The 21,953-nt window shown below is 71.2% G+C and carries 20 protein-coding genes; 12 read left to right on the top strand and 8 right to left on the bottom strand.

Annotated elements, in window-relative coordinates; translation table 11 throughout:
* The first annotated feature begins 15 nt into the window (after window positions 1-15).
* Window positions 16-207: a hypothetical protein gene (locus tag ABD120_RS33190; RefSeq protein WP_343954220.1), complete on the top strand. Its 192-nt coding sequence runs from the start codon at window positions 16-18 to the stop codon at window positions 205-207.
* A 5-nt stretch (window positions 208-212) separates the two neighbouring features.
* Here ABD120_RS33190 and ABD120_RS33185 read toward each other — a convergent pair whose 3' ends face one another.
* A complete protein-coding gene (locus tag ABD120_RS33185; RefSeq protein ID WP_343954219.1) occupies window positions 213-533 on the bottom strand; it encodes a DUF3817 domain-containing protein in 321 nt (106 codons plus the stop codon).
* A gap of 8 nt (window positions 534-541) precedes the next feature.
* A complete protein-coding gene (locus tag ABD120_RS33180) occupies window positions 542-1,324 on the bottom strand; it encodes an SURF1 family protein (RefSeq protein WP_343954218.1) in 783 nt (260 codons plus the stop codon).
* Window positions 1,325-1,420: 96 nt separating this feature from the next.
* Between ABD120_RS33180 and ABD120_RS33175 the strand changes: the two genes are divergently transcribed.
* Both ABD120_RS33175 and ABD120_RS33170 read left to right on the top strand, forming a co-directional pair.
* Window positions 1,421-1,588: a hypothetical protein gene (locus ABD120_RS33175; protein WP_343954217.1), complete on the top strand. Its 168-nt coding sequence runs from the start codon at window positions 1,421-1,423 to the stop codon at window positions 1,586-1,588.
* A 178-nt stretch (window positions 1,589-1,766) separates the two neighbouring features.
* The gene (locus ABD120_RS33170; RefSeq protein WP_343954216.1) at window positions 1,767-3,221 is read left to right on the top strand and encodes a flavin-containing monooxygenase; all 1,455 of its coding nucleotides are present in this window, start codon (window positions 1,767-1,769) and stop codon (window positions 3,219-3,221) included.
* A 15-nt stretch (window positions 3,222-3,236) separates the two neighbouring features.
* On the opposite strand, the gene ABD120_RS33165 is transcribed toward ABD120_RS33170, so the two are convergent.
* Window positions 3,237-5,084: a gamma-glutamyltransferase family protein gene (locus ABD120_RS33165; RefSeq protein WP_343954215.1), complete on the bottom strand. Its 1,848-nt coding sequence runs from the start codon at window positions 5,082-5,084 to the stop codon at window positions 3,237-3,239.
* A 95-nt stretch (window positions 5,085-5,179) separates the two neighbouring features.
* On the opposite strand from ABD120_RS33165, the gene ABD120_RS33160 reads away from it, so the two are divergent.
* The 3 genes from ABD120_RS33160 to ABD120_RS33150 all read left to right on the top strand — a co-directional run bounded on the left by ABD120_RS33160 (window position 5,180) and on the right by ABD120_RS33150 (window position 8,427).
* A complete protein-coding gene (locus ABD120_RS33160; RefSeq protein ID WP_343954214.1) occupies window positions 5,180-6,283 on the top strand; it encodes a sensor histidine kinase in 1,104 nt (367 codons plus the stop codon).
* Window positions 6,280-6,927: a response regulator gene (locus ABD120_RS33155; RefSeq protein ID WP_343954213.1), complete on the top strand. Its 648-nt coding sequence runs from the start codon at window positions 6,280-6,282 to the stop codon at window positions 6,925-6,927. Before ABD120_RS33160 ends, ABD120_RS33155 begins: the two co-directional genes overlap by 4 nt.
* Before the next feature lie 111 nt (window positions 6,928-7,038).
* Window positions 7,039-8,427: a tetratricopeptide repeat protein gene (locus ABD120_RS33150; RefSeq protein WP_343954212.1), complete on the top strand. Its 1,389-nt coding sequence runs from the start codon at window positions 7,039-7,041 to the stop codon at window positions 8,425-8,427.
* A gap of 12 nt (window positions 8,428-8,439) precedes the next feature.
* Here ABD120_RS33150 and ABD120_RS33145 read toward each other — a convergent pair whose 3' ends face one another.
* Together ABD120_RS33145 and ABD120_RS33140 are read right to left on the bottom strand one after the other, a co-directional pair.
* Window positions 8,440-9,672 carry a serine hydrolase domain-containing protein gene (locus tag ABD120_RS33145; protein WP_343954211.1) on the bottom strand — a complete coding sequence of 411 codons (1,233 nt, stop codon included), beginning with the start codon at window positions 9,670-9,672 and terminating at the stop codon, window positions 8,440-8,442.
* A gap of 48 nt (window positions 9,673-9,720) precedes the next feature.
* A complete protein-coding gene (locus ABD120_RS33140; protein WP_343954210.1) occupies window positions 9,721-10,080 on the bottom strand; it encodes a DUF1048 domain-containing protein in 360 nt (119 codons plus the stop codon).
* A gap of 275 nt (window positions 10,081-10,355) precedes the next feature.
* Between ABD120_RS33140 and ABD120_RS33135 the strand changes: the two genes are divergently transcribed.
* Window positions 10,356-11,084: a GbsR/MarR family transcriptional regulator gene (locus ABD120_RS33135; RefSeq protein ID WP_343954209.1), complete on the top strand. Its 729-nt coding sequence runs from the start codon at window positions 10,356-10,358 to the stop codon at window positions 11,082-11,084.
* 193 nt (window positions 11,085-11,277) lie between these two features.
* Here ABD120_RS33135 and ald read toward each other — a convergent pair whose 3' ends face one another.
* Window positions 11,278-12,396: an alanine dehydrogenase gene (ald, locus tag ABD120_RS33130; RefSeq protein ID WP_343954208.1), complete on the bottom strand. Its 1,119-nt coding sequence runs from the start codon at window positions 12,394-12,396 to the stop codon at window positions 11,278-11,280.
* 28 nt (window positions 12,397-12,424) lie between these two features.
* Entirely contained in the window at window positions 12,425-13,807 is a 1,383-nt protein-coding gene (locus ABD120_RS33125; protein ID WP_343954207.1) for an aspartate aminotransferase family protein, read from the bottom strand.
* A gap of 220 nt (window positions 13,808-14,027) precedes the next feature.
* Between ABD120_RS33125 and ABD120_RS33120 the strand changes: the two genes are divergently transcribed.
* On the top strand, window positions 14,028-15,383 hold the full coding sequence (locus tag ABD120_RS33120; RefSeq protein ID WP_343954205.1) for a M20/M25/M40 family metallo-hydrolase: 1,356 nt from the start codon (window positions 14,028-14,030) through the stop codon (window positions 15,381-15,383).
* Between the two features lie 30 nt (window positions 15,384-15,413).
* On the opposite strand, the gene ABD120_RS33115 is transcribed toward ABD120_RS33120, so the two are convergent.
* Window positions 15,414-16,358, bottom strand: a complete 945-nt coding sequence (locus ABD120_RS33115; RefSeq protein ID WP_343954204.1) for a LysR family transcriptional regulator — start codon at window positions 16,356-16,358, stop codon at window positions 15,414-15,416.
* 103 nt (window positions 16,359-16,461) lie between these two features.
* Here ABD120_RS33115 and dnaE point away from each other — a divergent pair, with 103 nt between their 5' ends.
* From dnaE to ABD120_RS33095, 4 genes are all read left to right on the top strand, one after another.
* Entirely contained in the window at window positions 16,462-20,004 is a 3,543-nt protein-coding gene (dnaE, locus tag ABD120_RS33110; RefSeq protein ID WP_343954203.1) for a DNA polymerase III subunit alpha, read from the top strand.
* A complete protein-coding gene (locus tag ABD120_RS33105; protein ID WP_343954202.1) occupies window positions 20,001-20,444 on the top strand; it encodes a DUF6300 family protein in 444 nt (147 codons plus the stop codon). The genes dnaE and ABD120_RS33105 overlap by 4 nt, the downstream gene beginning before the upstream one ends.
* A 53-nt stretch (window positions 20,445-20,497) precedes the next feature.
* Window positions 20,498-21,061 carry an ATP-binding cassette domain-containing protein gene (locus ABD120_RS33100; RefSeq protein ID WP_343954201.1) on the top strand — a complete coding sequence of 188 codons (564 nt, stop codon included), beginning with the start codon at window positions 20,498-20,500 and terminating at the stop codon, window positions 21,059-21,061.
* Window positions 21,058-21,953, top strand: an 896-nt coding sequence (locus tag ABD120_RS33095; RefSeq protein ID WP_343954200.1) for a YhgE/Pip domain-containing protein, incomplete at its 3' end; no start/stop codon positions are given. The genes ABD120_RS33100 and ABD120_RS33095, both read left to right, overlap by 4 nt.

Genomic DNA, 21,953 nt, shown 5'->3' with positions numbered 1-21,953 from the left:
GTTCGGAGGAAGAGGATGTCGCCAGTCCAGAAGTATGCTGTCGGCGCGGGCGTCGCCGTGCTGTTCTCATGGATCTTCTTGCCCGGTTGGCTCACGCTGCTGGTCGTCCTCGGCGCGGTCGCGGCCCCCGTGGTCGGCTACCTCATGCTCGACCCGTCGCAGCGCGAGCGCCTGAAGAGGTCCCGTCGGCGCGGTATCGGCGGCTGACCGGCTCAGGCGGGGGCTTCGGCCCTCGCCAGCTGGTCCGCCACCCGCACGGTGACCCGCCGCTCGACGTAGAAGGAGAGCAACGGCACCGTGCCGCCCAGCATGATCCCCAGCATGTACGGCCAGCTCCACCGCGCCTTCATACCGAGGTTCATGACGGCGACCAGGTACACCATGTAGAGGAATCCGTGCACCTGCGCGATGACCAGGCTGGGCCACCAGGTCACGCGGACGATGTAGTTGAGCACCATGCCGATGCAGAGCACGATGAGCATGACGCCCACGGCGTAGGCCAGGGCCCTGAAGGGCTTGAGTGCCGACTCCACAGTTCTCCCTAACTTTCCAGAGCCATCTCGGGCGTTCGCCCGGCGCGTGCCCGGTCGGCCCGTACGGCGTCGCGGACGAAGTGGAACCACATGAACCCCGCGAACACCGCGAAGATCCACCAGTTGGCCGCGTAGGCCAGGTTCCGCCACGTGAGGGTACCCCCCACGATGGGCGGCGCGACCTCGACGGCCTTGAGCTGCCCGGAGGCGGGCTGCGCCACGACGAACCCGGCGCGCAGCCGTTCGCCCTTCCACAGGTTGAGCAGTTCGCCGGTGGAGACCGTCTGGACCTGCCCGGCGGGCACGCCCTCGGCACGCCGCTGCACGCTGTCGGTGCCCTGCGGCGGGCGCAGCCGTCCGGACAGCGCGACCTTCCCGGCGGGTACGGCGACGCCCGGATCGTCGGCCTTCTCGACCCATCCGCGCACGACCGGCATGAGGCTGCCGTCGGCGAGCCGGAGCGGCGTGAGCACCCAGAAGCCGTCGTCGCGGGCGACGTTGCCGCCCGGGGCCTCCACGGTGGGCTTGCGGTCGGCGACGAGCAGCTGGCGCTCGGCGACGTAGACGCCCTCGGCGTCGACGCGGCGGGCGACGGCGGCGTTGGTGAGTCCGGACCCGACTCCGGCCAGTGTGTCGACGGCGACGGGCGCCGGGTCGGCGGCGGCGTGGGGCCGTCCGGAGTCCTGGAAGATGCCGAGCTGCCAGCGTCCGAGCAGGATGAAGGCGACGATGACCCCGATGGTGAGCAGGTGCAGACCGAGGAGGCGCGGGGAGGCCAGGGTCCGGAACATGCCTCAAAGCTATCCGTCCACAGGAGTGGTCCTTTCATCAGCCCGGTACTAGCAAAAGGTGCAATCGGCGCAAGGGTTCCAGCTAAAGTGCTGGGCATGGCTGAGCAGCATCCCGATCCAGCAGGCAGCACACAGCAGTTTCGCGCGTTCGCGCACCAGAACGAGCAGGAGGCCCCGCCGAAACGGTCGAACGTCCTGCCGATCGTCGCGATCGTGGTCGCGCTCGCGGTCGTCGCGGTGGCGGCGTACCTGCTTCTGAAGTGACCTGATCCAGCCCGCCCAGTCCTCGTGAGCGCCGTCGGCCCGCCCTCGGCGCTTTTCGTGTGCCCGGAGGCACTGGACCCTGTGGAGATCGGCAACTACATTGGACTGCGTGTCCAATAGTCGCGGGGCATCGAGATCAGGCCGGACCGGGTCCGCTTCTCCTGGGAGAGAAGGGCCGGTGCGCAGCAGGCCGGGGATCGTCATCATCGGTGCGGGTTTCGCCGGGATCTGCATGGCGATCAAGCTCAAGGAGGCGGGGTACCACGACTTCGTCGTCCTGGAGAAGGCCCCCGACCTGGGCGGGACGTGGCGGGACAACACCTATCCGGGGTGCGCGTGCGACGTGCCGTCGCACATGTACTCGTACTCGTTCGACCTCAATCCGGGCTGGTCGCGGATGTTCTCGCCGCAGGAGGAGATCCGGGCGTACCTGCGGGGATGCGTGGAACGGCACGGCCTCGCCGAGCACCTGTCGTACGGCCGGGAGGTGGTGGGGCTGGAGTACGACGACGACGCGCGGGAGTGGGCGGTCACGCTGGAGGACGGCGAGACGCTGCGGACGTTCGCGGTGGTCTCGGGAATCGGCGCCCTCCATATCCCCAAATTTCCGGATATCGCGGGGCGGGAGGTGTTCGCCGGGCCCGCCTTCCACTCCAGCGCCTGGGATCACTCCGCGGACCTGACGGGCAAGAGCGTGGCGGTCATCGGGACCGGGGCGTCGGCCGTCCAGTTCGTGCCCCGCATCGCCCGCGAAGCCGGGCGGATCCTGCTCTTCCAGCGCACTCCCCCATGGATCCACCCCAAGCCCGACTTCGCCGTCTCGGACCGCGCCCGCCGCCTGCTCGCCCTGCCCGGAGCGGCCCGGACGGTGCGCAACGCCCTCTACTGGGCGCTGGAGAGCAGGGGGCTCGGGTTCGCCGTGGACCCGCGCCTGATGAAGGGGCACGAGGCGGTCGCGCGCAGGCACCTCGCGCGCCAGGTCCCCGACCCGGAGCTGCGGGCGCGGCTGACGCCCGACTACACGATCGGGTGCAAGCGCATCCTGGTGTCCAGCGACTACTATCCGGCCCTGACCAGGCCGAACGTGACGCTGATCACCGAGGCCGCCCGCGAGATCAGGACGCGCTCGGTCGTCGACGCATCGGGGGTGGAGCGCGAGGTGGACGTCCTCGTGTACGGGACCGGGTTCAAGGTCACGGACGGATTGCAGGAGCAGCGGATCATCGGGCGGGGCGGACTGAAGATCCAGGACGCGTGGCGGGACGGGATCGAGACCTACTACGGCATCGCCACGGCCGGGTTCCCGAACCTGTTCTTCCTGCTCGGGCCGAACACCGGGCTCGGGCACAACTCGGTCGTCTTCATGATCGAGTCGCAGGTCCGCTATGTGGTGAAATGCCTGCGGCTGCTGTCGCGCACGCAGGCCCGCGCGCTGGACGTCCGGCCGGAGGTGCAGCGCGCGTTCAACGCCCGCCTGCAACGGCGCCTGCGGTCGCTGGTGTGGAACTCGGGATGCGCGTCCTGGTACCTGGACGAGCAGGGCGCCAACCGCACGCTGTGGCCCGGCTTCACGACGGAGTACTGGGCCCGCACACGACGGGTGGATCCCCGCTCGTTCGATCTCATCTACTGACACCTACCCGGGGTGTCAGTGGGCCGGGTGGACGACCAGGGCGCTGCCGCCGCCCCGGCGGGTGGGTTCGGCGACGGTCTGCAGGCGGCCTCGGCCCAGGAACTCCAGGGCGGTGGCGGCGCCGATCTCCGGGTTGAGCACCAGGTTGTGGCCTCTGGCGCGCAGTTCGGGGCCATAGGTGTCGAGGAACGCCTGCTCTGCCTGGGTCTGGGCGGTGTTGCGCTGGGTCGCGCGGGGAGCCGCCAGCGCCTTCGGCAGATCCATCCCGAACTGGTACCGGTTGAGCAGGATCTGCAGGACCGTCGTGATGATCGTGGACCCGCCCGGCGTGCCCACCGCCAGCACCGGCCTGCCGTCGGACAGGACGATCGTGGGCGCCATCGACGAGCGCGGCCGCTTGCCCGGACCGGGCAGGTTCGGGTCGCCGGGCGCGGGCCCGAGCGTGAAGTCGGTCAACTCGTTGTTGAGCAGGACGCCCCGGCCCGGCACCACGATGCCGTTGCCGCCGGTGGACTCGATGGTGAGGTTGTAGGCGACGACGTTGCCCCAGCGGTCGGCGACGACCAGGTGCGTGGTCTCCGGGCCCTCGGGGGCCGGTTCCGCCTCAGGTGACGTGCCAGGAGAGGGACAGGCGGTGTAGTCGCCGTCGGGTGAGCCGGGCGCGGCCGGGCCGGGCATGGCGCGCGGGCCGATCAGGCAGGCGCGTTCCTTGGCGAAGCCGGTGGACAGCAGTTCGGCCAGCGGCACGCCGGGTACGTCGCCGACGTACCGGCCCCGGTCGGCGAAGGCCAGCCGGGACGCCTCCAGGTACTCGTGGAGCCCGGGGGACGGCAGCGCGGACAGGATGTTGAGCGCCTCCCCGACGGTGGAGCCGCCGGAGGACGGGGGCGCCATGCCGTACACGCGCAGGCCCTTGTAGTCGACGCCGGTGGGCTCGCGGGGCACGGTCCGGTAGGCGCGCAGGTCGGACAGTTCCATCAGCCCGGGACGGACCACCCGGGTGGCGCCGGGGGTGACGGGCGGCTTCTTGACGGTGGCGACGATGTCGCGGCCGAGTTGCCCGCCGTAGAGCCAGCCGGGGCCGTACTTGGACAGTTTGCGGTAGGTGTCGGCCAGTTCCGGGTTGCGGAAGGTCGAGCCGACGGGCGGGGGCGCCCCGCCGGGCAGGTACAGCTTGGCGGTGGAGAGCAGGTCCTTGAATCGGGCGGCGTTGGCGGCGGTCTGGTCGTGGAAGGTCTGGTCGACGACGAAGCCCCTGGTCGCGACGTCGATCGCGGGCTTGAGCGCCTGCCGCAGGCTGGTGGTGCCGAAGCGGCGCAGCGCCTCGTCCCACTGGGCCACCGCGCCGGGCACTCCGGCGGACAGGCCGCTGGTGACGGCCTGGTCGAACGGGATGCCCTCGAAGGAGGTCGCGGTCATGGCCCGGGGCGCGGTCTCGCGGCCGTCGAGGGTGAAGACCTTCCGCCGCCCGGCGTCGTAGTAGAGGAGGAAGCCGCCGCCCGCGAGCCCTGCGGAGTACGGCTCGGTGACGCCGAGGACGGCGCCCGCCGCGACCGCCGCGTCGACGGCGTTGCCGCCCTTGCGCAGGACGGCCAGCGCCGCCTTGCTGGCGTCGAGGTCCACGGTGGCGACGCCGCCGCCGTACCCCTCGGCGACGGGAACCTTGCGCTCGCCTCCGTCCGGCCCGCCCTGCGCGGGCCCGGCTCCATAGGGAAGCCCGCCGGCGGCCGAGCCTGCGGACGGCGGTCCGGTCTGTGGCGAGGATCCGGCCAGTGCGGACGGCGGCGCGGGCGGGGACGCGGCGGCCGGCGCGCTCGCGACGGTGGCGAGCAGAGCGGCAAGGGGAACGATCACTCGGCGCATGTCCTCCACCATGACCCAGCTACGCCCCCCGTGGTAGGGCCCCCTGCCACCACCAGGTGATGTACCCCGCCCCGCAGGTGGCCTAGCGTGGGAACGTGAAAAAGCGGGTCAAACACGTCGAATTGACGCTAGCCCTGCTCGCTGTGCAGCTCGTCCTCGGTCAGGGCGCCTCGGTGGGCCAGCGAGGCCAGCGCGAGCCCGTCGACGCGTACGGCAACGCGCTCCTGGCCGTGGGCCCGCTCCTGATCCTCGCCCGCCGGCGCTGGCCGATCGCGGCGACGGCGGGCACGGCGGCCGCGACCGCCCTCTACCTGCTCGGCGGCTACGCCTACGGCCCGCCGTTCATCAGCATGGCGCTGATGCTGGGCTGGCTGGTGATCGACGGCAGGCGCTGGGCCGCCTGGGCGATGGCCGCGGTCATGCTGGCCTTCTTCGAGGTGTACGCCTGGCTGGCGGGCAACCAGAGCTGGTTCCACGTGGTGGCGATCAGCACCTTCATGGCGCTGCTGATGGTCGCCGCCGAGCTGGTACGGATCGTCAGGGAACGCAGGGCGACGACGGCGCGGGCCGAGGAGGAGGAGCACCGGCGGCAGGCCAGCGAGGAACGGCTGACCATGGCGCGGGAGCTGCACGACGTACTGGCGCACAACATCTCGCTCATCCACGTGCAGGCCGCGACGGCGCTGCACCTCATCGACGACCAACCGGAGCAGGCCCGCACGGCGCTCGCGACGATCAAGGCCGCCTCCAAGGAGGTGCTGGGCGAGATGCGCTCGGTGCTGAACGTGCTGCGCGACGGTGCCCCCCGCACCCCCACGGCCGGCCTCGGCCACCTGGACGACCTGGTCGCCCGCTCCGGGCTGAACGTGGTGCTGAAACGGCTCGGCACCCGCCCGCTGCCCCCGCAGGTGGAGCGGGCGGCCTACCGGATCGTGCAGGAGTCGCTCACGAACGTGGCGCGGCACGCGCCGGACGCGAGCGTGGTCGCCAGGCTGGAGTACCGCGAGGACGAGCTGATGATCCGGGTCACCGACACCGGTTCGTCCACGCCGGGCGTGCTGGCCGAGCTCGGCGGCGGCAACGGCATCCCCGGCATGCGCGAGCGCGCGACGGCGCTGGGCGGCGTGCTCAGCGCGGGACCACACGGATCCGGGTTCCAGGTGACGGCCCGGCTTCCCCTTCCGGAGGAAAGATCATGATCAAGGTGTTGCTCGCCGACGACCAGGCACTGGTGCGCGCGGGCTTCAAGGCCCTGCTGGACGCCCAGCCCGACATGGGCGTGGTGGCCGAGGCGGGCGACGGGGCCGAGGCGGTCAGCCTGGCGCGCACGGTCGAGCCGGACGTGGTGCTGATGGACATCCGGATGCCGGGCACCGACGGCCTGACCGCCACCCGCGCGATGCCGCCCGGCCCGAAGATCATCATCTTGACGACGTTCGAGCTGGACGAGTACGTCTTCGAGGCGCTGCGCGGCGGCGCCAGCGGCTTCCTCGTCAAGGACACCGAGCCGGAGGAGCTGATCCAGGCGGTGCGGGTGGTGGCGGCCGGCGAGGCACTGCTGTCACCGAGCGTGACCAGGCGGCTGATCAGCGAGTACGCCACCAGGGCCAAGGAGCCGGTGGCGCCGGGCGGGCTCGACCAGCTCACCGACCGCGAGCGCGAGGTGCTGGCGCTGGTCGGCACCGGCCTGACCAACGACGAGATCGCCGCGAAACTGATCATGTCGCCTGCGACGGCCAAGACGCACGTGAGCCGGGCGATGATGAAGCTGCGCGCCCGCGACCGGGCGCAGCTCGTGGTGATCGCCTACGAGTCCGGTCTGGTGAAGCCCGGGTGGCTGTGAGCCGAGCAGGAACTCCAGGTCAGGCGGTATACGGGATTCTTGCGGTTCTCATAGCAGCCGCGTCCGCGATTACGTTCCGCGACCGCTCGGTCACATGTCAATCTGGATTCCATGGCGTGGTGGCAAGGTGAAGTGGCGCAGGCGCCCGTTCCAGCGCCGCGCACGGGCGACGAGCCCGAGCTGCTCGCGGCGGCCCAGTCGGGTGATCCGCTGGCCGCGCACCGGCTGGGCCGGATGTACGCCCACCGAGGCGACCGCTCCGCCGCCCGGCACTGGTGGGAGCGGGCCGCGTCGGCGGGCAACGTCGACAGCGCGTACAACCTCGGGGTGTGGCACGAGAAGCACGGCAGCCTGGAGGAGGCCGTCTCGTGGTACGAGCTGGCGGCGGGCACCGGCGACGGCGAGGCCGCGCTCAACCTCGCGACGCTGCTGCTGGAGCAGCGCGGCGACGTCGTCTCGGCGCGCGGCTGGTTCGAGCGGGCGGCGGTGGCGGGCTCACGTCCGGCCGCCCGCAGGCTGGCGCTGCTCTGCGAGGACTCCGGCGAGGAACTGACCGCCCGCGACTGGCACCGCAGGGCCGCGGCCGACGGCGACCTCGCCTCCGCGCACGACCTGGGCCTGCTCGCGTACTCGACGGGCGAGGAGGAAGAGGCCGTCCGCTGGTGGGAGTACGCCTCCAGGGGCGGCCACGCCGAGTCCGCCTACCATCTGGGCCTGCTGCTGCAGGCCAGCCGCGATCCGGAGGGCGCGGAGGCGTACTACCGGCTGGCCGCCAAGAGCGACCACCCGGGCGCGGCCTCGCACCTCGGCGGCATCTCGCTGTCGCGCAGGGACCTGCGCACCGCCCGCGCCTGGTACGAGCGCGCCGCCCAGGCAGGACGGCTCGACGACCAGCGCATGGCCGGGTTCGTGTGCGTCGAACTGGCCGACTCGCAGGCGGCGGGCCACTGGTTCGGGCGGGCGGCGGCCAGCGGCGACGCCGAGTCGGCCTTCAACTTCGGGCTGCTGCTCATCGCCGAGTTCGGCGACCTCGCCGGCGGCCAGCACTGGTTCAGGCAGGCCGCCCTGGCGGGCCACCACCGGGCGGCGGTGGAGCTGAGCGGACTGCTGTCGGCCGCCGGCCGCGAGCGTGAGGCCGAGCAGTGGATCTCCGATCCGCCCCCGCCGACGTGGGACCGGCTGGCCGAGCCGGAGCTGCGCGCCCGCGCCGAACTGGCCGCCTCCGCCACCGGGCGACGCGGCGGCGTGGCCCTTGAGGTGGCCGGCCTGGTCGAGATCCTGGGCACGTGGGACCTGGTGACCCGGCCGCTGCGCGACCACGCGGACGTGGTGGTGTGGCTGGTCGAGCGCAGCCGCCTGCACGCCAGCGCGCTCGACCACCTGGCCTCGGTACGGACCACGCTGCTGCGCCCCGGTTCGTCGCCGTGGCCGGGCCCGTCGGAGATCTCCCACGTGCTCACCACGGCCCGCGAACTACGCCAGCGGCTAGGGGTGCACTGACGGTTCACCGGATCAGTTCTCGACGGCCTGGTAGAGCGTGGTCCAGAAGTCGTGGATGGCCCGCGCGGAATCCGGGGTGGACATGCCGGTCTGGGTGAGCAGGATGCCGACGAGCCCGTTGGCCGGGTCGGCGTAGGTCGTGGTGCCGGCTCCGCCGTCCCAGCCGAACTGGCCGATGGGGGCGTAGTCGTCGCGGTAGGTGCGTACCGCCATCCCGAAACCCCAGCCGCCGTGCTGGGCCAGGCCGTACCCGAAATGGGCGGCGTCGCGGGCGAAGGTCTCTCTGGCGGCGCGCTGCGCGGGAGGGAGGCGGTTGGTGGTCATCAGTTCGACGGCGGCCCTGGACAGGATCCGCCGGTTACCGTGCGTCCCGCCGTTGAGCAGCATCCGGAAGTAGGCGTGGTAGTCGTCGGCGGTGGAGTCGAGTCCGCCGCCGCCGGACGGGAACGCCGGGGGCTTGCTGTGGTGGCCCCCTTCCGCCTCGTCCTCCACGTTGAACGCTCCGGTCTCCCCGTCGGGGGCGTATAGGGGCGGCAGGCGGTCGATCTTGTCGGCGGGCACGTGGAAGCCGGTGTCCTTCATGCCCAGCGGCTCGAAGATCCGCTCGCGCAGGAACTCCTCGAACGGCTGGCCGGAGACCCTGGCCACCAGCACGCCGAGCACGTCGTCGCCGACGTTGTACACCCACCGCTCGCCGGGCTGGTACATCAGCGGAAGGGTGCCCAGGCGGCGCATCCACTCATCGGGGTCGGGCGCGGGCAGCAGCCAGCCGTCCTCCTGGCCGTAGACCCCCCGTTCGAAGAACGCGCCCGTGATCGGGGCGGTCCGCGCGGTCATGTCCAGGCCGAGCCCGAACGTGCAGGTCAGGATGTCCCGTACGGTGATCGGCCGCTTGGCCGGCACGGTGTCGTCCAGCGGGCCGTCGGGGCGCTTCAGCACCTGCCGGTCGGCGAGTTCGGGCAGCCACTGCTCCACCGAGTCCTCCAGCCGCATCCGGCACTCGTCCAGCAGCACCATCGCGGCCGACGCCACGACCGGCTTGGTCGTGGAGGCCATCCGGAAGATCGTGTCCCGGCGCATCGGCGGGCCGCCCTCGTGGCGCATGGTCCCCATCGTCTCCACGTGGGTCTCCCCGCCCCGGCTGACCAGGGCGACGAGTCCGGGGATCTTCCCCGACTCGACATGCCGCGCCAGCACCTCGCGCAGTCTGTTCAGTCCGGTCTCGGTGAATCCGCTGGTCATCATGAGTCTCCTTTGTCTGAGTTCGATCTTGTGAAGGCCGGCGTCCGCGGCCTATTCGCCGGCGGCGCGCTCGATGGCGCCGGCGAGCCTCTTGCGTGCTCGGGCGGGGACGTAGCCGCCCTCCGTGTGGTCCCGGACGAACGCCTCGGCGAACTTCACCGGGTCCTGGCCGACGACCTCGCGGATCGGCGTTCCGTTCGCCTCGGCCTGCTCGAACAGGCCGACGAGGTCCTCGAACCGCTCCGCGTCGCTGTCGCCGTCGGTCGGCACGAAGTGCATCAGGTACCGCTCGATCTCCTCGACCGCCGTGCGGTGGTTCGGCGGGAGCTGCCCCACCCGCGCCTTGTACCGGCGCCACCGCACCTTGGGACCGATCACCTTGGCGAGCACGCCCTTCTCGGTGTCGAACATGACCGTCTGCCTCCTTCGCAGAAATCTCCGGGATTCGCCGAGACATATTCATGCATCGCCGAACATTTGTGACAGTACATTGCATTCACATTCTGGTCAACATCAATGAAGCGCTCATCATGCCTGTTCATAGGATAATCAAGCGCGCCATTGCAATGAATATGATACTGAATGCAATTTATGATCATGATTGATATTGCAATGAACTTCGAGTGAATGCATACTGGGCGAGGGCGCGGGCGCCGCGCACACCGGCAGATGGGAGACGAGCACCGATGCCCGGAGACAGGCTCACCGACGAGGACCGCCGGCACATCGCCGCAGGGCTGGCAGAGGGGCTCGGATACACGGAGATCGGCCGGCGTCTCGGGCGCCCCGCCTCCACGATCATGCGGGAGGTCACCCGCAACGGCGGACCCGGCGCGTACGGAGCACAGCGGGCACAGGAGGACACCGAGCGGCGCGCGCGCCGCCACCGGCAGGCCAGGTCCCCGGCACCGCCGATAGGCGACAGCAGCCACGGACGCGACCCTCAGGCGGTCCAGAACCTCACGGAATCCTTCGCCGCACTCCTTGAGCAGCAGGGGATGCCCCGCATGGCGGCCAAGGTGCTGGCCTGCCTGTACGTCACAGACGCCGGCACCCTGACCGCCGCCGACCTGGTCGAGCGGCTTCGCGTCAGCCCCGCGTCGATCTCACAGACCGTCGCCTTCCTCGAACAGCAGGGACTGCTCAAACGGGAGCGGACTCCCGGCGGGCGCCGCGAACGCTATGTCGTCGACGACGGGCTCTGGGTGCGCTCCACCTTCGCGGCGGTGCAGATGAACGACGTCCTGGCCACCGCGTCGCAGCGCGCGGTGGAGATCCTCGGAGCCACGACCCCGGCCGGCGCCCGCTTCGGCGTCGCCGCCGAGTTCCTGGACCTCGTGGGCACGACTCTCAGACAGGTCATGGAGCAGTGGCAGAAGGACCACCCCGACCTGAACGACCGGCCCCGGGCCTGAGGCCGAGAAGTGACGGCCGTCAACGCGGCCCCGGGCCATGGGGCGAGCCTCACCACGGCCTGAGCGAACGTCATGTGGCGGCTTCGCCGTGACCGGCGAAGCCCGAAAAGGAAGCGAGGCCCCGCATGAGCGGGGCCTCGTGATCAGCGGCGCCCAGGTGACAGGCGACGCTCTGTGATCGGCGACGCTTCGGTCAGGCCGCCGCGAGGACGTCGGCGACCGGCACGGACGGGAGGCCGAGCGCCGCGCCCACCGGCGCGTTCGTGAGCAGGCCCGCGTGCGTGTTGAGGCCCGGCGCCAGCGTCGCGTCGGCGCGCAGCGCCGCCTGCCAGCCCAGGTCGGCGAGCTTCACCGCGTACGGCAGCGTCGCGTTGGTCAGCGCGTACGTCGAGGTGTTCGCCACCGAGCCCGGCATGTTCGCCACGCAGTAGAACACCGACCCGTGCACCGGGTACGTCGGCTCGGCGTGCGTCGTCGGGCGCGAGTCCTCGAAGCAGCCGCCCTGGTCGATCGCGATGTCCACCAGCACCGAGCCCGGCTTCATCCGCGCCACCAGTTCGTTGGACACCAGCGTCGGCGCCTTCGCGCCCGGGATCAGCACCGCGCCGATCACCAGGTCCGCCTGGAGCACCTCACGCTCGATCGAGTACGACGTGGATACCAGCGTCTTCAGCCGTCCCTGGTAGATGGCGTCGATGAAGCGCAGCCGGTCCACGTTGGTGTCGAGCACGGTCACCTCGGCGCCCATGCCGACGGCGATCTGCGCGGCGTTGAGGCCGGACACCCCGGCGCCGATGACGACGACCTTGGCCGGCGCCACCCCGGGCACCCCGCCGGGCAGCACACCGCGCCCGCCGTTGAAGCGCATCAGGTTGTAGGCGCCCACCTGCGGCGCGAGCCGGCCGGCGACCTCCGACATCGGGGCGAGCAGCGGCAGTGCCGTACCGGCCTGCACGGTCTCGTAGGCGATGGCGGTGACCTTGTTGTCGAGCAGCGCCTGCGCGCACTCGCGCCCGGCGGCGAGGTGCAGGTAGGTGAACAGGACCTGCCCCTCGCGCATGCGGTGGTACTCCTGCGCGATCGGCTCCTTCACCTTGAGCACCATGTCGGCCTCGCCCCAGACGGCGTCGGCGGTGTCGAGGATCTTCGCGCCCGCGCCGAGGAACTCCTCGTCGGTGATGGACGAGCCGAGCCCGGCGCCGCGCTCGACGAACACCTCGTGTCCGTGCCGGGTCAGCTCGTGCACGCCCGCGGGCGTGGCTGCGACGCGGTATTCGTGGTTCTTGACCTCGGCGGGGACGCCGATCTTCATGGCTGGGGTTCCTTTCCGGGTGGGGGTGCTAGAGGAGTTTCCACGCCTCGGTGAGGACGGAGCGCAGGATCGACTCGATCTCGTCGAACTCCTTCTGCCCGGCGATCAGCGGCGGCGCGAGCTGGATGACGGGGTCGCCCCGGTCGTCGGCGCGGCAGTACAGGCCGGCGTCGAACAGCGCCTTGGACAGGAACCCGCGCAGCAGCCGCTCGGACTCCTCGGCGCTGAAGGTCTCCTTGGTGACCTTGTCCTTGACGAGTTCGATGCCCCAGAAGTAGCCGGAGCCCCGGACGTCGCCGACGATCGGCAGGTCTTCGAGCCGCCGCAGCGTGTCGCGGAAGACCGGCTCGTTGCGGGTGACGTGGCCGAGCAGGTCCTCGCGCTCGAAGATGTCGAGGTTGGCGAGCGCGACCGCCGAGGAGACGGGGTGGCCGCCGAAGGTGTACCCGTGGGCGAACATGCTGTCGCCGCTCTTGAACGGCTCGAACAGCCGCTCGTGCGCGATCATGGCGCCGATCGGCGAGTAGCCGCTGGTCATGCCCTTGGCGCAGGTGATGATGTCGGGGACGTAGTCGAACTTCTGCCCGCCGAACATGGTGCCGAGGCGGCCGAAGGCGCAGATGACCTCGTCGGAGACGAGCAGCACGTCGTACTCGTCGCAGATCTCGCGCAGCCGCTGGAAGTAGCCGGGCTGCGGCGTGAAGCAGCCGCCGGCGTTCTGGACCGGCTCGGCGAAGACGGCGGCCACGGTGTCGGGGCCCTCCATCTCGATGGCGCGGGCGACGCGGTCGGCGGCCCAGCGCCCGTACTCCTCCGGCGACATGCCGGACACACCGGTGATCTCGTCGGCGCGGTAGTGGTTGGTGTTCGGCACCCGCACCGAGCCGGGCACCAGCGGCTCGAACATCTGCTTGAAGGCGGGGATACCGGTGATCGCCAGGGCGCCCTGCGGCGTGCCGTGGTAGGCGATCTGGCGGCTGATGACCTTGTGCTTGAGCGGCTTGCCGATCATCTTGTAGTACTGCTTGGCGAGCTTCCACGCGGTCTCGACCGCCTCGCCGCCGCCGGTGGTGAAGAAGACCCGGTTGAGCTCGCCGGGGGTGTGCTCGGCCAGCCGGGCGGCCAGTTCGGCGGCCTTCGGGTGGGAGTAGGACCACAGGGGGAAGAAGGCCAGCTCACGAGCCTGCTTGGCGGCGGCTTCGGCGAGTTCGGTCCGGCCGTGCCCGGCCTGGACGACGAAGAGACCCGCCAGCCCGTCGAGGTAGCGCTTGCCATGGACGTCGTAGATGTAGGACCCCTCACCGCGGACGATGGTCGGGATCTCTGCCTGCTGGTAGGCGCTGTGCCTGGTGAAGTGCAACCACAGGTGGTCTTGCGCGGCCTTGAGGATGTCGGTTTCCGGCTGCGTCATGGTTATCGTCCCTCGTGTCTGAGCTGACCACAGTCTGCCCGTTCACCTGGGGATTGCCAAGTGAAAGCGTCGCATCAATATGCAAGAAAACCGAGATCCGCAAATCCGGTATGTAACAGCAACGAAATCCGCAGGTAGATTGGCACGGCTGGTTTCCACCCTGTGGAACCTTCTGTGATCCAATGAGACGAACCATCAGAACGACTCGGGGACAGTTCACGTGACACCAGACCAGATCGAGAGCGCCGTCGCGGCCGCGATGCCGCAGGCAGTCGAGGACCTCAAACGCCTCGTCTCCATTCCCTCCGTGGCTTTCCCCGGGCACCCGGAGGAGCCGGTGCGCGTGGCCGCCTCCGTCACCGAGGAGCTGCTGCGCTCGGCGGGCCTGTCCCACGTGCAGCAGATCGCGGTCGAGGGCAGTTTCCCCGCCGTCTACGGCGAGGCCCCCGGCCCGCCCGGCGCCCCGACCGTCCTGCTCTACGCGCACTACGACGTCCAGCCCGCCGGTGACCCGGCCGCGTGGCGCACCCCGCCGTTCGAGCCGACCCTCATCGACGGCCAGCTGTACGGCAGGGGCGCCGCCGACGACAAGTCCGGCATCATCTCCCACGTGACCGCGCTGCGCGTCTTCCAGGGCCGTTTCCCGGTGCACATCAAGGTCATCATCGAGGGCCAGGAGGAGTACGCGGGCGAGCGCCTGGAGGCGTTCGTCGAGCGCAACCCCGACCTGTTGCGCGCCGACGCGATCGTGGTGGCCGACACCGGCAACCCCAAGGTCGGCGACCCGTCGGTGACGACCTCGCTGCGCGGCCTCGCGGCCTTCACCGTCGAGGCCCGCACGCTGAGGGAGTCGCTGCACAGCGGCTCGTTCGGCGGCGCCGCCCCCGACGCGCTGTCGGCGCTGATGCGTATGCTGACCGCGCTGCACGACGACAACGGCGACGTCCGCGTGCCCGGCCTGCCGAGGGGCGGCTTCCTCGGCCAGGGGCCGTCCGAGGCGGAGTTCCGCCAGACGGCGGGCGTGCTCGACGGGGTCTCGCTCGTGGGTTCCGGCTCGCTGGCCGACCGGCTGTGGTCGTCCTACTCGATCACGGTCACCGGCCTGGACGTGCCGACGGTCTCGGGGGCGATCAACGCGGTGCAGGCGGCGGCGCGGGCGCGGGTGACCGTACGGGTGCCGCCGTCGGCCGACCCGAGGATGGCGCTGGAGTCCGTCACGGGCTTCCTGCGGCAGGTGGCGCCGTGGGGCGTGCAGGTGTCGTTCGGCGACTTCACGGTGGGCAGCGGCTTCCAGGCCGACTCGGGCGGCAAGGCGCGCGGGGCGCTCAACCGGGCGATGGACCGGGCCTTCGGCCGGCCGCCGCGCGATGTGGGCGCGGGCGGGTCGATCCCGCTGGTCAACACCCTGCTCAAGCAGTTCCCCGCAGCCGAGATCCTGCTGTTCGGCGCCGAGGACGAGGACGCCGCGATCCACGCGCCGAACGAACGCGTCAACCTGGAGGAACTGCGCCGGGTGGCGACCACCGAGGCGCTGTTCCTGCACGAGCTGGGCCTGCCGTCGGCGCTCGGCGTCTGAACCCCGTCCGGCATCCCGGCCGGGCCGCCGTCAGGGCCGGGCGGTGAAGGCCGCCCGGTCCGGTTCCGGCAGCCACTGCCGCTCCGGGTCGTAGGGGCGCAGGCGCTCGCTCACGTGGCCGATGAGCCGGTCGAGCGCGGGGTGCCGGTTCTGGTGGTGCCAGAGCAGCCACAGCGGGTAGACGGGCACCGGGTCGACGAGCGGGATCCGCACGACGTCGCGGTGCCACGGCATCCGGGTCTGCGCGCCCACGCACGTGACCCGTCTGCCCAGGGCGACCTCCTCGACGAGATCCTCATAGCCGAAGTTCGGCCCCGAGGCGTCGATCGCGAAGCCGAAGGCGGCCGCGAGGAGTTCGTAGAACTCCGTCCACTCGCCGCCGGGCACGTTCCCCGGCATCCACACACTCGTGCCCGCCAGCCGTGCGGGCTCGACGGTTTTCCGGCCGCCGAGCGGGTGGTCGCGCCCGACGAGCAGGTGGAGGGGCTCCAGTGAGGCGGGCGCCGCGCGCAACGGCTCGTCCAGGGGGCCACTGAGCCGATTGAAGGCGGCGTCGACGCGCCCTTCGGCGAGAGCCGCGCGGGTGGCGGCCAGGCCGTCCGACGTGGTCACGTCGACCTCGGCCTCCGGAGTGCGCTCGCGGAAAGCCCTGACCAGGTCGAGCGCGTACAGCCGGGTGTCGTGCACGTCCACCCGCAGCGCCCGGCGCCGGTCGCGCAGCGCCGCGACGGCCTGCTCGGCGAGGCCGAGCAGGGCGCGGGCGTGCATGAGGAGCACCCGGCCGTCCTCGGTGGGTTCGGCCCCGGCCCTGGTACGGAAGAACAGGGTGGCGCCGAGATCGGACTCCAGCCGCGCGATGCGCTTGGAGACGGCCTGCTGGCTGAGGTCGAGCCGGATCGCCGCCTCGCTGAAGGAGCGCTCGTCCGCGACGGCGACGAACGCGCGGATCGCCGCGAGGTCCAGATCGACAACCACCGGTTGTGGGAAATGCGCGAATCGGCTGTTGGACAACCCTGCCTGCTCTCGGGTCGAATGCTCGGGTTCCGCCTGAGCCTACAACCCGCAGGAGTGGCAGCCGATGGGGTCCTTCGCGCATCTGCACGTGCACACCGAGTACAGCATGCTCGACGGGGCGGCCAAGGTCGGGCTGCTCATGGCGGAGGTGGCGCGGCTCGGGATGCCCGCCGTGGCAATGAGCGACCACGGCAACGTGCACGGGGCCTACGAGTTCCACCATGCGGCCCGCAAGGCGGGCGTGAAGCCGGTGATCGGCATCGAGGCGTACGTCGCCCCCGCCGCCCGGCACCACCGGGCGCCGGTGTTCTACAGCGACAACCTGGCGCTGCGGAAGTCGAACGACGGCACGGGCGAGGGCGGCGACGTGTCGGGGCGCGGGCTGTACACGCACATGACGATGTGGGCGGAGGACGCGCGGGGGCTGCGGAACCTGTTCCGGTTGCAGTCACGGGCCTGGCTCGAAGGACACGTCCAGAAATATCCGCGTATGGATGATGAACTGCTCGCCGAGTACGGCGCCGGCCTCATCGCCACCACCGGCTGCCCGTCCGGCGAGGTGCAGACCCGGCTGCGCCTCGGCCAGTACGACCAGGCCCTCGCGGCCGCCGCCCGCTACCGCGACCTGTTCGGCGCGGGCAACTACTTCTTGGAGCTGATGGACCACGGCCTCGCGATCGAGCGCCGCGTCCGCGAGGACCTGCTGCGCATCGGCCGGGACCTCGCCCTGCCGCCGCTGGCCACCAACGACTCCCACTACGTCACCGAGGACCAGGCGCAGGCCCACGACGCGCTGCTGTGCATCGGCACCGGCAAGCGCCTGGCCGACGCCGAGCGCTTCCGCTTCTCCGGCAGCGGCTACTACGTCAAGTCCGCCGAGGAGATGCGCGCCCTGTGGGACGGCGAGGTGCCCGGCGCCTGCGACAACACGCTGCTGATCGCCGAAAGGGTCGGCGACTACGACGAGGTCTTCGCCCACCGCGACCTGACCCCGCGCTTCCCCGTGCCGGAGGGCGAGAGCGAGTCGAGCTGGCTGCGCAAGGAGGCGCTGGCGGGCGCCCGCCGCCGCTACCGGGGCGAGCCCGCACAGGAGGTGCTCGACCGCATCGACTACGAGCTGTCGGTGATCGACACGATGGGCTTCCCCGGCTACTTCCTCGTCGTCGCCGACATCTGCCGCCACGCCCGGGCCAACGGCATCGGACTCGGCCCCGGCCGGGGCTCGGCCACCGGCTCGATGGTCGCCTACTGCACCGGCATCACCGAACTCGACCCGATCGAGCACAAGCTGATCTTCGAGCGGTTCCTGAACCCGGAACGCATCACGATGCCCGACGTCGATCTCGACTTCGACGACCGCCGCCGCGACGAGATGATCGACTACGTCACCCGCAAGTACGGCGAGGACCACGTCTGCCAGATCGTCACCTTCGGCACCATCAAGGCCAAGGCCGCCGTCAAGGACTCCTGCCGCGTGCTCGGCCTGCCGTACGCGCTGGGCGACCGCATCACCAAGGCGTTCCCCCCTGCGGAGGGCGGCAAGGAGATCCCGCTGGCCGCCATCCACGACGAGCGGCACCCGCGCCACGGCGAGGCGGCCGAGCTGCGCTCGATGTACGCCCAGGACCCCGACGTCAAGCGGGTGATCGACACCGCGACCGGGGTGGAGGGCCTGACCAGGGGCACCGGCATCCACGCGGCCGGGGTGATCCTGTCCTCCGATCCGCTGCTGGACGTGATCCCGCTGACGCGGCCGAAGGCCGACGGGCCGGTCGTCACCGGGTTCCCGTTCACGCAGGCGGAGGACATGGGCCTGCTGAAGATGGACTTCCTCGGCCTGCGCAACCTCACCGTCATCGGCGACGCCGTCGCGGGCGTCCGCGCCAACAAGGGGCTCGCGATCGACATCCTGAAGGTGCCGCTGGACGACGGCCCGACGTACGAGCTGCTGGCGCGCGGCGACACGCTCGGGGTGTTCCAGCTCGACAGCGGCGGCATGCGGGTGCTGCTGCGGCTGATGCGGCCGACCACGTTCACCGACATCGCGGCGGTGAACGCGCTGTACCGGCCCGGCCCGATGGAGATGAACGCGCACACCAACTACGCGCTGCGCAAGACCGGCAGGCAGCCGGTCGAGCCGATCCACCCGGAGCTCGGGCAGGCGCTGGAGCCGATCCTCGGCGACACCTTCCACCTGGTGGTCTTCCAGGAGCAGGTCATGGCCATCGCCCAGCAGCTCGCCGGCTACTCGCTCGGGGCCGCCGACATGCTGCGCCGGGCCATGGGCAAGAAGAAGAAGGAGGTCCTGGACGCCGAGTGGGACCGGTTCTCGACGGGTATGCGGACAGAGGGCTTCTCCGAGGAGGCGGTGAAGGCGGTCTGGGACGTACTGGTGCCGTTCAGCGGCTACGGGTTCAACAAGTCCCACACGGCCGGGTACGGCCTGATCTCCTACTGGACCGCCTATCTGAAGGCCAACCATCCGAGCGAGTACCTCGCCGCGCTGCTGACCTCGGTCGGCGACGACAAGGACAAGATGGCCGTCTACCTGTCCGACTGCCGCAGGCTCGGCATCAAGGTGCTGCCGCCGGACGTCAACGCCAGCGTGCAGGACTTCGCCGCGGTCGGCTCCGACATCCGCTTCGGGCTCGGCGCGGTGCGCAACGTCGGCGCGAACGTCGTGGACGCGATCGTCTCGGCCCGCGCCGACAAGGGCGCATTCGCCGACCTCAACGACTTCCTGGCGAAGGTGCCCGCGCTCGTGTGCAACAAGCGGGTGATCGAGTCGCTGGCCAAGAGCGGCGCCTTCGACAGTCTCGGCCACCACCGGGCCGCCCTGGTCGCGGTGCACGAGCAGGCCGTGGACGCGGTCATCGACGTCAAGCGCAACCAGGCGCACGGCCAGGACTCGCTGTTCGGCGACACCGGCGAGGAGGGCGGCTTCTCGATCGCGGTCCCCGAGGGCGAATGGGACAAGGCGACGCTGCTGGCCTTCGAGCGGGAGATGCTGGGCCTGTACGTCTCCAGCCACCCGCTGGACGGCGCGGAGCGCATCCTGGACGCGGGCCGCGACACGACGATCGCGGGCTTGCTGGCCTCGGGGCGCGAGGAGGGGATGGTCCGGATCAGCGGGATCGTCTCCGGGTTGCAGCGCAAGGTCACCAAGCAGGGCAGTCCGTGGGCGATCGTCACGCTGGAGGACCATGACGCGGCCGTCGAGTGCCTGGTCTTCCCCAAGGCGTACGCGCTGTGCGGGGAGGCGCTGGCGGAGGACCGGGTGCTGTCGGTGCGCGGGCGCGTGAACGTGCGCGACGAGACGATGTCCGTGTACGTCGAGGAGGTCGCCGTCCTCGACGTCTCCGACCTGGCCACCGAGCGCCCGGTCGTGATCGTGCTCCAGGAGGGCAATCTGACGGCGGGGGTGGTGCGGGAGCTGAAGGAGATCCTGACCGCCCACCCCGGCCGGGCCCCCGTCCACGTACGGCTGGGTCGCCGGGGCCGCAAGGACCTGCTGCTGAATCTGGAGCCCTTCCAGGTGGCGGGCGAGCCCGCGCTGTTCGGCGACCTGAAGGCGCTGCTGGGCGCCGGCGCCCTGGGGACGTCGTGAGCGGCCTGGCCTGTCCGCGCTGCGAGGACGGCGAGCTGCTGGCCGTGCTGCGGCTGCCAGGCAGAGCGGGGCCGGTGGAGGTGCCGGTGGAGGCGCCGGTGGAGGCGCCGGTGGAGGTGCCGCTGTGCTCGCACTGCGAGGCGGACGAGCCGATCGCCGTGTACTTCGCCGTCAACGGCGAGGTCCTGCCGCAGGACGCGGAGCGCTTCGCCCGGCTGCTGCGCGAGTGGGCCGAGCGGTCCCGGCCGATGCTCGACACGGACACGCTGCCCGCGCTCGACGCGAACGTTCCGGCCGCGCTCGACACAGACACTCCACCCGTGGTCGATGCCAACGTGTCGGCCGCGCTCGACATGAACACACCGGCCGCACTCGACACGGACGCGCTGGCCGCCAAGGTGGAGGCCGAGCTGGAGGCCTGGTACCGGGGCGAGCTGTGACTCGGTTATGCTCAGCTTTTGTACTGACTGGTCAGTTCGAGAGGTGAGTTGTGGTGATCGTCGCCAGGGGGCTGTCGCTCGACGGCGTTTTCCCCGAGGTGGACCTGGAGTTCGAGCGCGGCCTCGCGGTCGTCGCGGGCCCGGCGGGCAGCGGGCGCACCAGCCTGCTGCTCACCCTGACCGGGCGGATGCGGCCGAGCGGAGGCAGCCTTCTCGTCGCGGGCCACACCCGGCCCCGCGCCATCCGCAGGGCCGCCGCGCTGGCGCTGATCGACGGGGTGACCGACCTCGACCGCTCGCTGACCGTCCGCGAACACCTGCGCGAACGCCGAGGGGGACCGTACGGGGAGGTGCTCGAACGCGCGGGACTCGGCGTGGACGAGCGCACCCGCGCGGGCGAGCTCGACCGCGAGCAGCACGTCCGCCTCGGACTCGCACTCGCGCTGCTCGACCGGCCGCAGGTGATCGCCGCCGACAACGTGGACACCGGGCTGCCCGCAGGCCGGCGCGAGGCCGTCTGGGACCTGCTCGCCGCGATCGCCGCCGACGGACCGGCCGTGATCGCCTCGTGCGTGCAGGCCCCGGCCCGCCACGACGCGCTGGTGGAGCTGACGTGAAGGCCCTGCTCCGCTCCCGCCTGACCCGGGCGGCCCTCGCCGCCGTCGTCGTGCTGCCCCTGCTGTACGCCGGGCTGTACCTGTGGTCGTTCTGGGATCCGCAGGGCAACCTGGACCGGCTGCCCGTCGCCCTGGTCATGGAGGACCGCCCGGCCACCGCCGACGGCGAGCCGCTCACCGCCGGACGGGAACTGGCCGACGAACTCGTCGAGCGCCGGGTGCTCGACTGGCACCGGGTGGACGCCCGTGAGGCGGCCGACGGCGTCGGCGACGGCAGCTTCTACCTGTCGCTCACGATTCCCGGGGACTTCAGCGCGCGGCTGGCCTCGCCGTCCGACGACACGGCCGCGCCGAGCGCGGCCAGCCTCGGCGTGCGCGTGGACACCGGCCGCAGCTACATCATGGGCACGATCTCGGACGCGGTCTTCGCCGAGGTCCGCGACGCGGCCGCGCGAACCGCCGTCCGCGACTACTTCGACCGGGTGTTCGTCTCCATCGGCGACATCCACGACAAGACCGTCGAAGCCGCCGACGGCGCGGGCGAACTGCGCGACGGCACCCGCAAGGCCGGTGACGGGGTCGCCGAGCTGGGTAGCGGCCTCGGCACCGCCGAGAACGGCGCGAAGGAGCTGTCGGTCGGTCTGAACAGCGCGAACACCGCGACGGCCAAGCTCCAGCAGGGCTCGGCCAAGCTCACCCAGGGCATCGGCCAGGCCGGCCAGGCGATGAGCAGGCTCAAGGACGGGCTCGACAAGCTGGCCGCCGGCACCGGGCAACTCGCCGAGGGCTCCCGCCGGGCCGCCGAGCAGGTCCGCGCCCAGCGCGGCGCCGTCGACCGGCTCGCCGACACGTACGTGCCGGTCCTCGCCGAGTACGGGCCCAAGGTCGCGGA

The sequence above is a fragment of the Nonomuraea longicatena genome (assembly GCF_039525605.1).
Lineage (GTDB): Bacteria > Actinomycetota > Actinomycetes > Streptosporangiales > Streptosporangiaceae > Nonomuraea > Nonomuraea longicatena.
The sequence above is the reverse complement of the archived record's forward strand: the minus strand, read 5'-3'. Positions and strand labels throughout refer to the sequence as shown.

Bases quoted from the DNA above. Each gene is read 5' to 3' on its own strand.
- ABD120_RS33180 (WP_343954218.1), bottom strand. From the start codon at position 1,324: ATGTTCCGGACCCTGGCCTCCCCGCGCCTCCTCGGTCTGCACCTGCTC.
- ABD120_RS33125 (WP_343954207.1), bottom strand. From the start codon at position 13,807: ATGACGCAGCCGGAAACCGACATCCTCAAGGCCGCGCAAGACCACCTG.
- ald (WP_343954208.1), bottom strand. From the start codon at position 12,396: ATGAAGATCGGCGTCCCCGCCGAGGTCAAGAACCACGAATACCGCGTC.
- ABD120_RS33150 (WP_343954212.1), top strand. From the start codon at position 7,039: ATGGCGTGGTGGCAAGGTGAAGTGGCGCAGGCGCCCGTTCCAGCGCCG.
- ABD120_RS33140 (WP_343954210.1), bottom strand. From the start codon at position 10,080: ATGTTCGACACCGAGAAGGGCGTGCTCGCCAAGGTGATCGGTCCCAAG.
- ABD120_RS33190 (WP_343954220.1), top strand. From the start codon at position 16: ATGTCGCCAGTCCAGAAGTATGCTGTCGGCGCGGGCGTCGCCGTGCTG.
- ABD120_RS33155 (WP_343954213.1), top strand. From the start codon at position 6,280: ATGATCAAGGTGTTGCTCGCCGACGACCAGGCACTGGTGCGCGCGGGC.
- dnaE (WP_343954203.1), top strand. From the start codon at position 16,462: ATGGGGTCCTTCGCGCATCTGCACGTGCACACCGAGTACAGCATGCTC.
- ABD120_RS33175 (WP_343954217.1), top strand. From the start codon at position 1,421: ATGGCTGAGCAGCATCCCGATCCAGCAGGCAGCACACAGCAGTTTCGC.
- ABD120_RS33145 (WP_343954211.1), bottom strand. From the start codon at position 9,672: ATGATGACCAGCGGATTCACCGAGACCGGACTGAACAGACTGCGCGAG.
- ABD120_RS33165 (WP_343954215.1), bottom strand. From the start codon at position 5,084: ATGCGCCGAGTGATCGTTCCCCTTGCCGCTCTGCTCGCCACCGTCGCG.
- ABD120_RS33135 (WP_343954209.1), top strand. From the start codon at position 10,356: ATGCCCGGAGACAGGCTCACCGACGAGGACCGCCGGCACATCGCCGCA.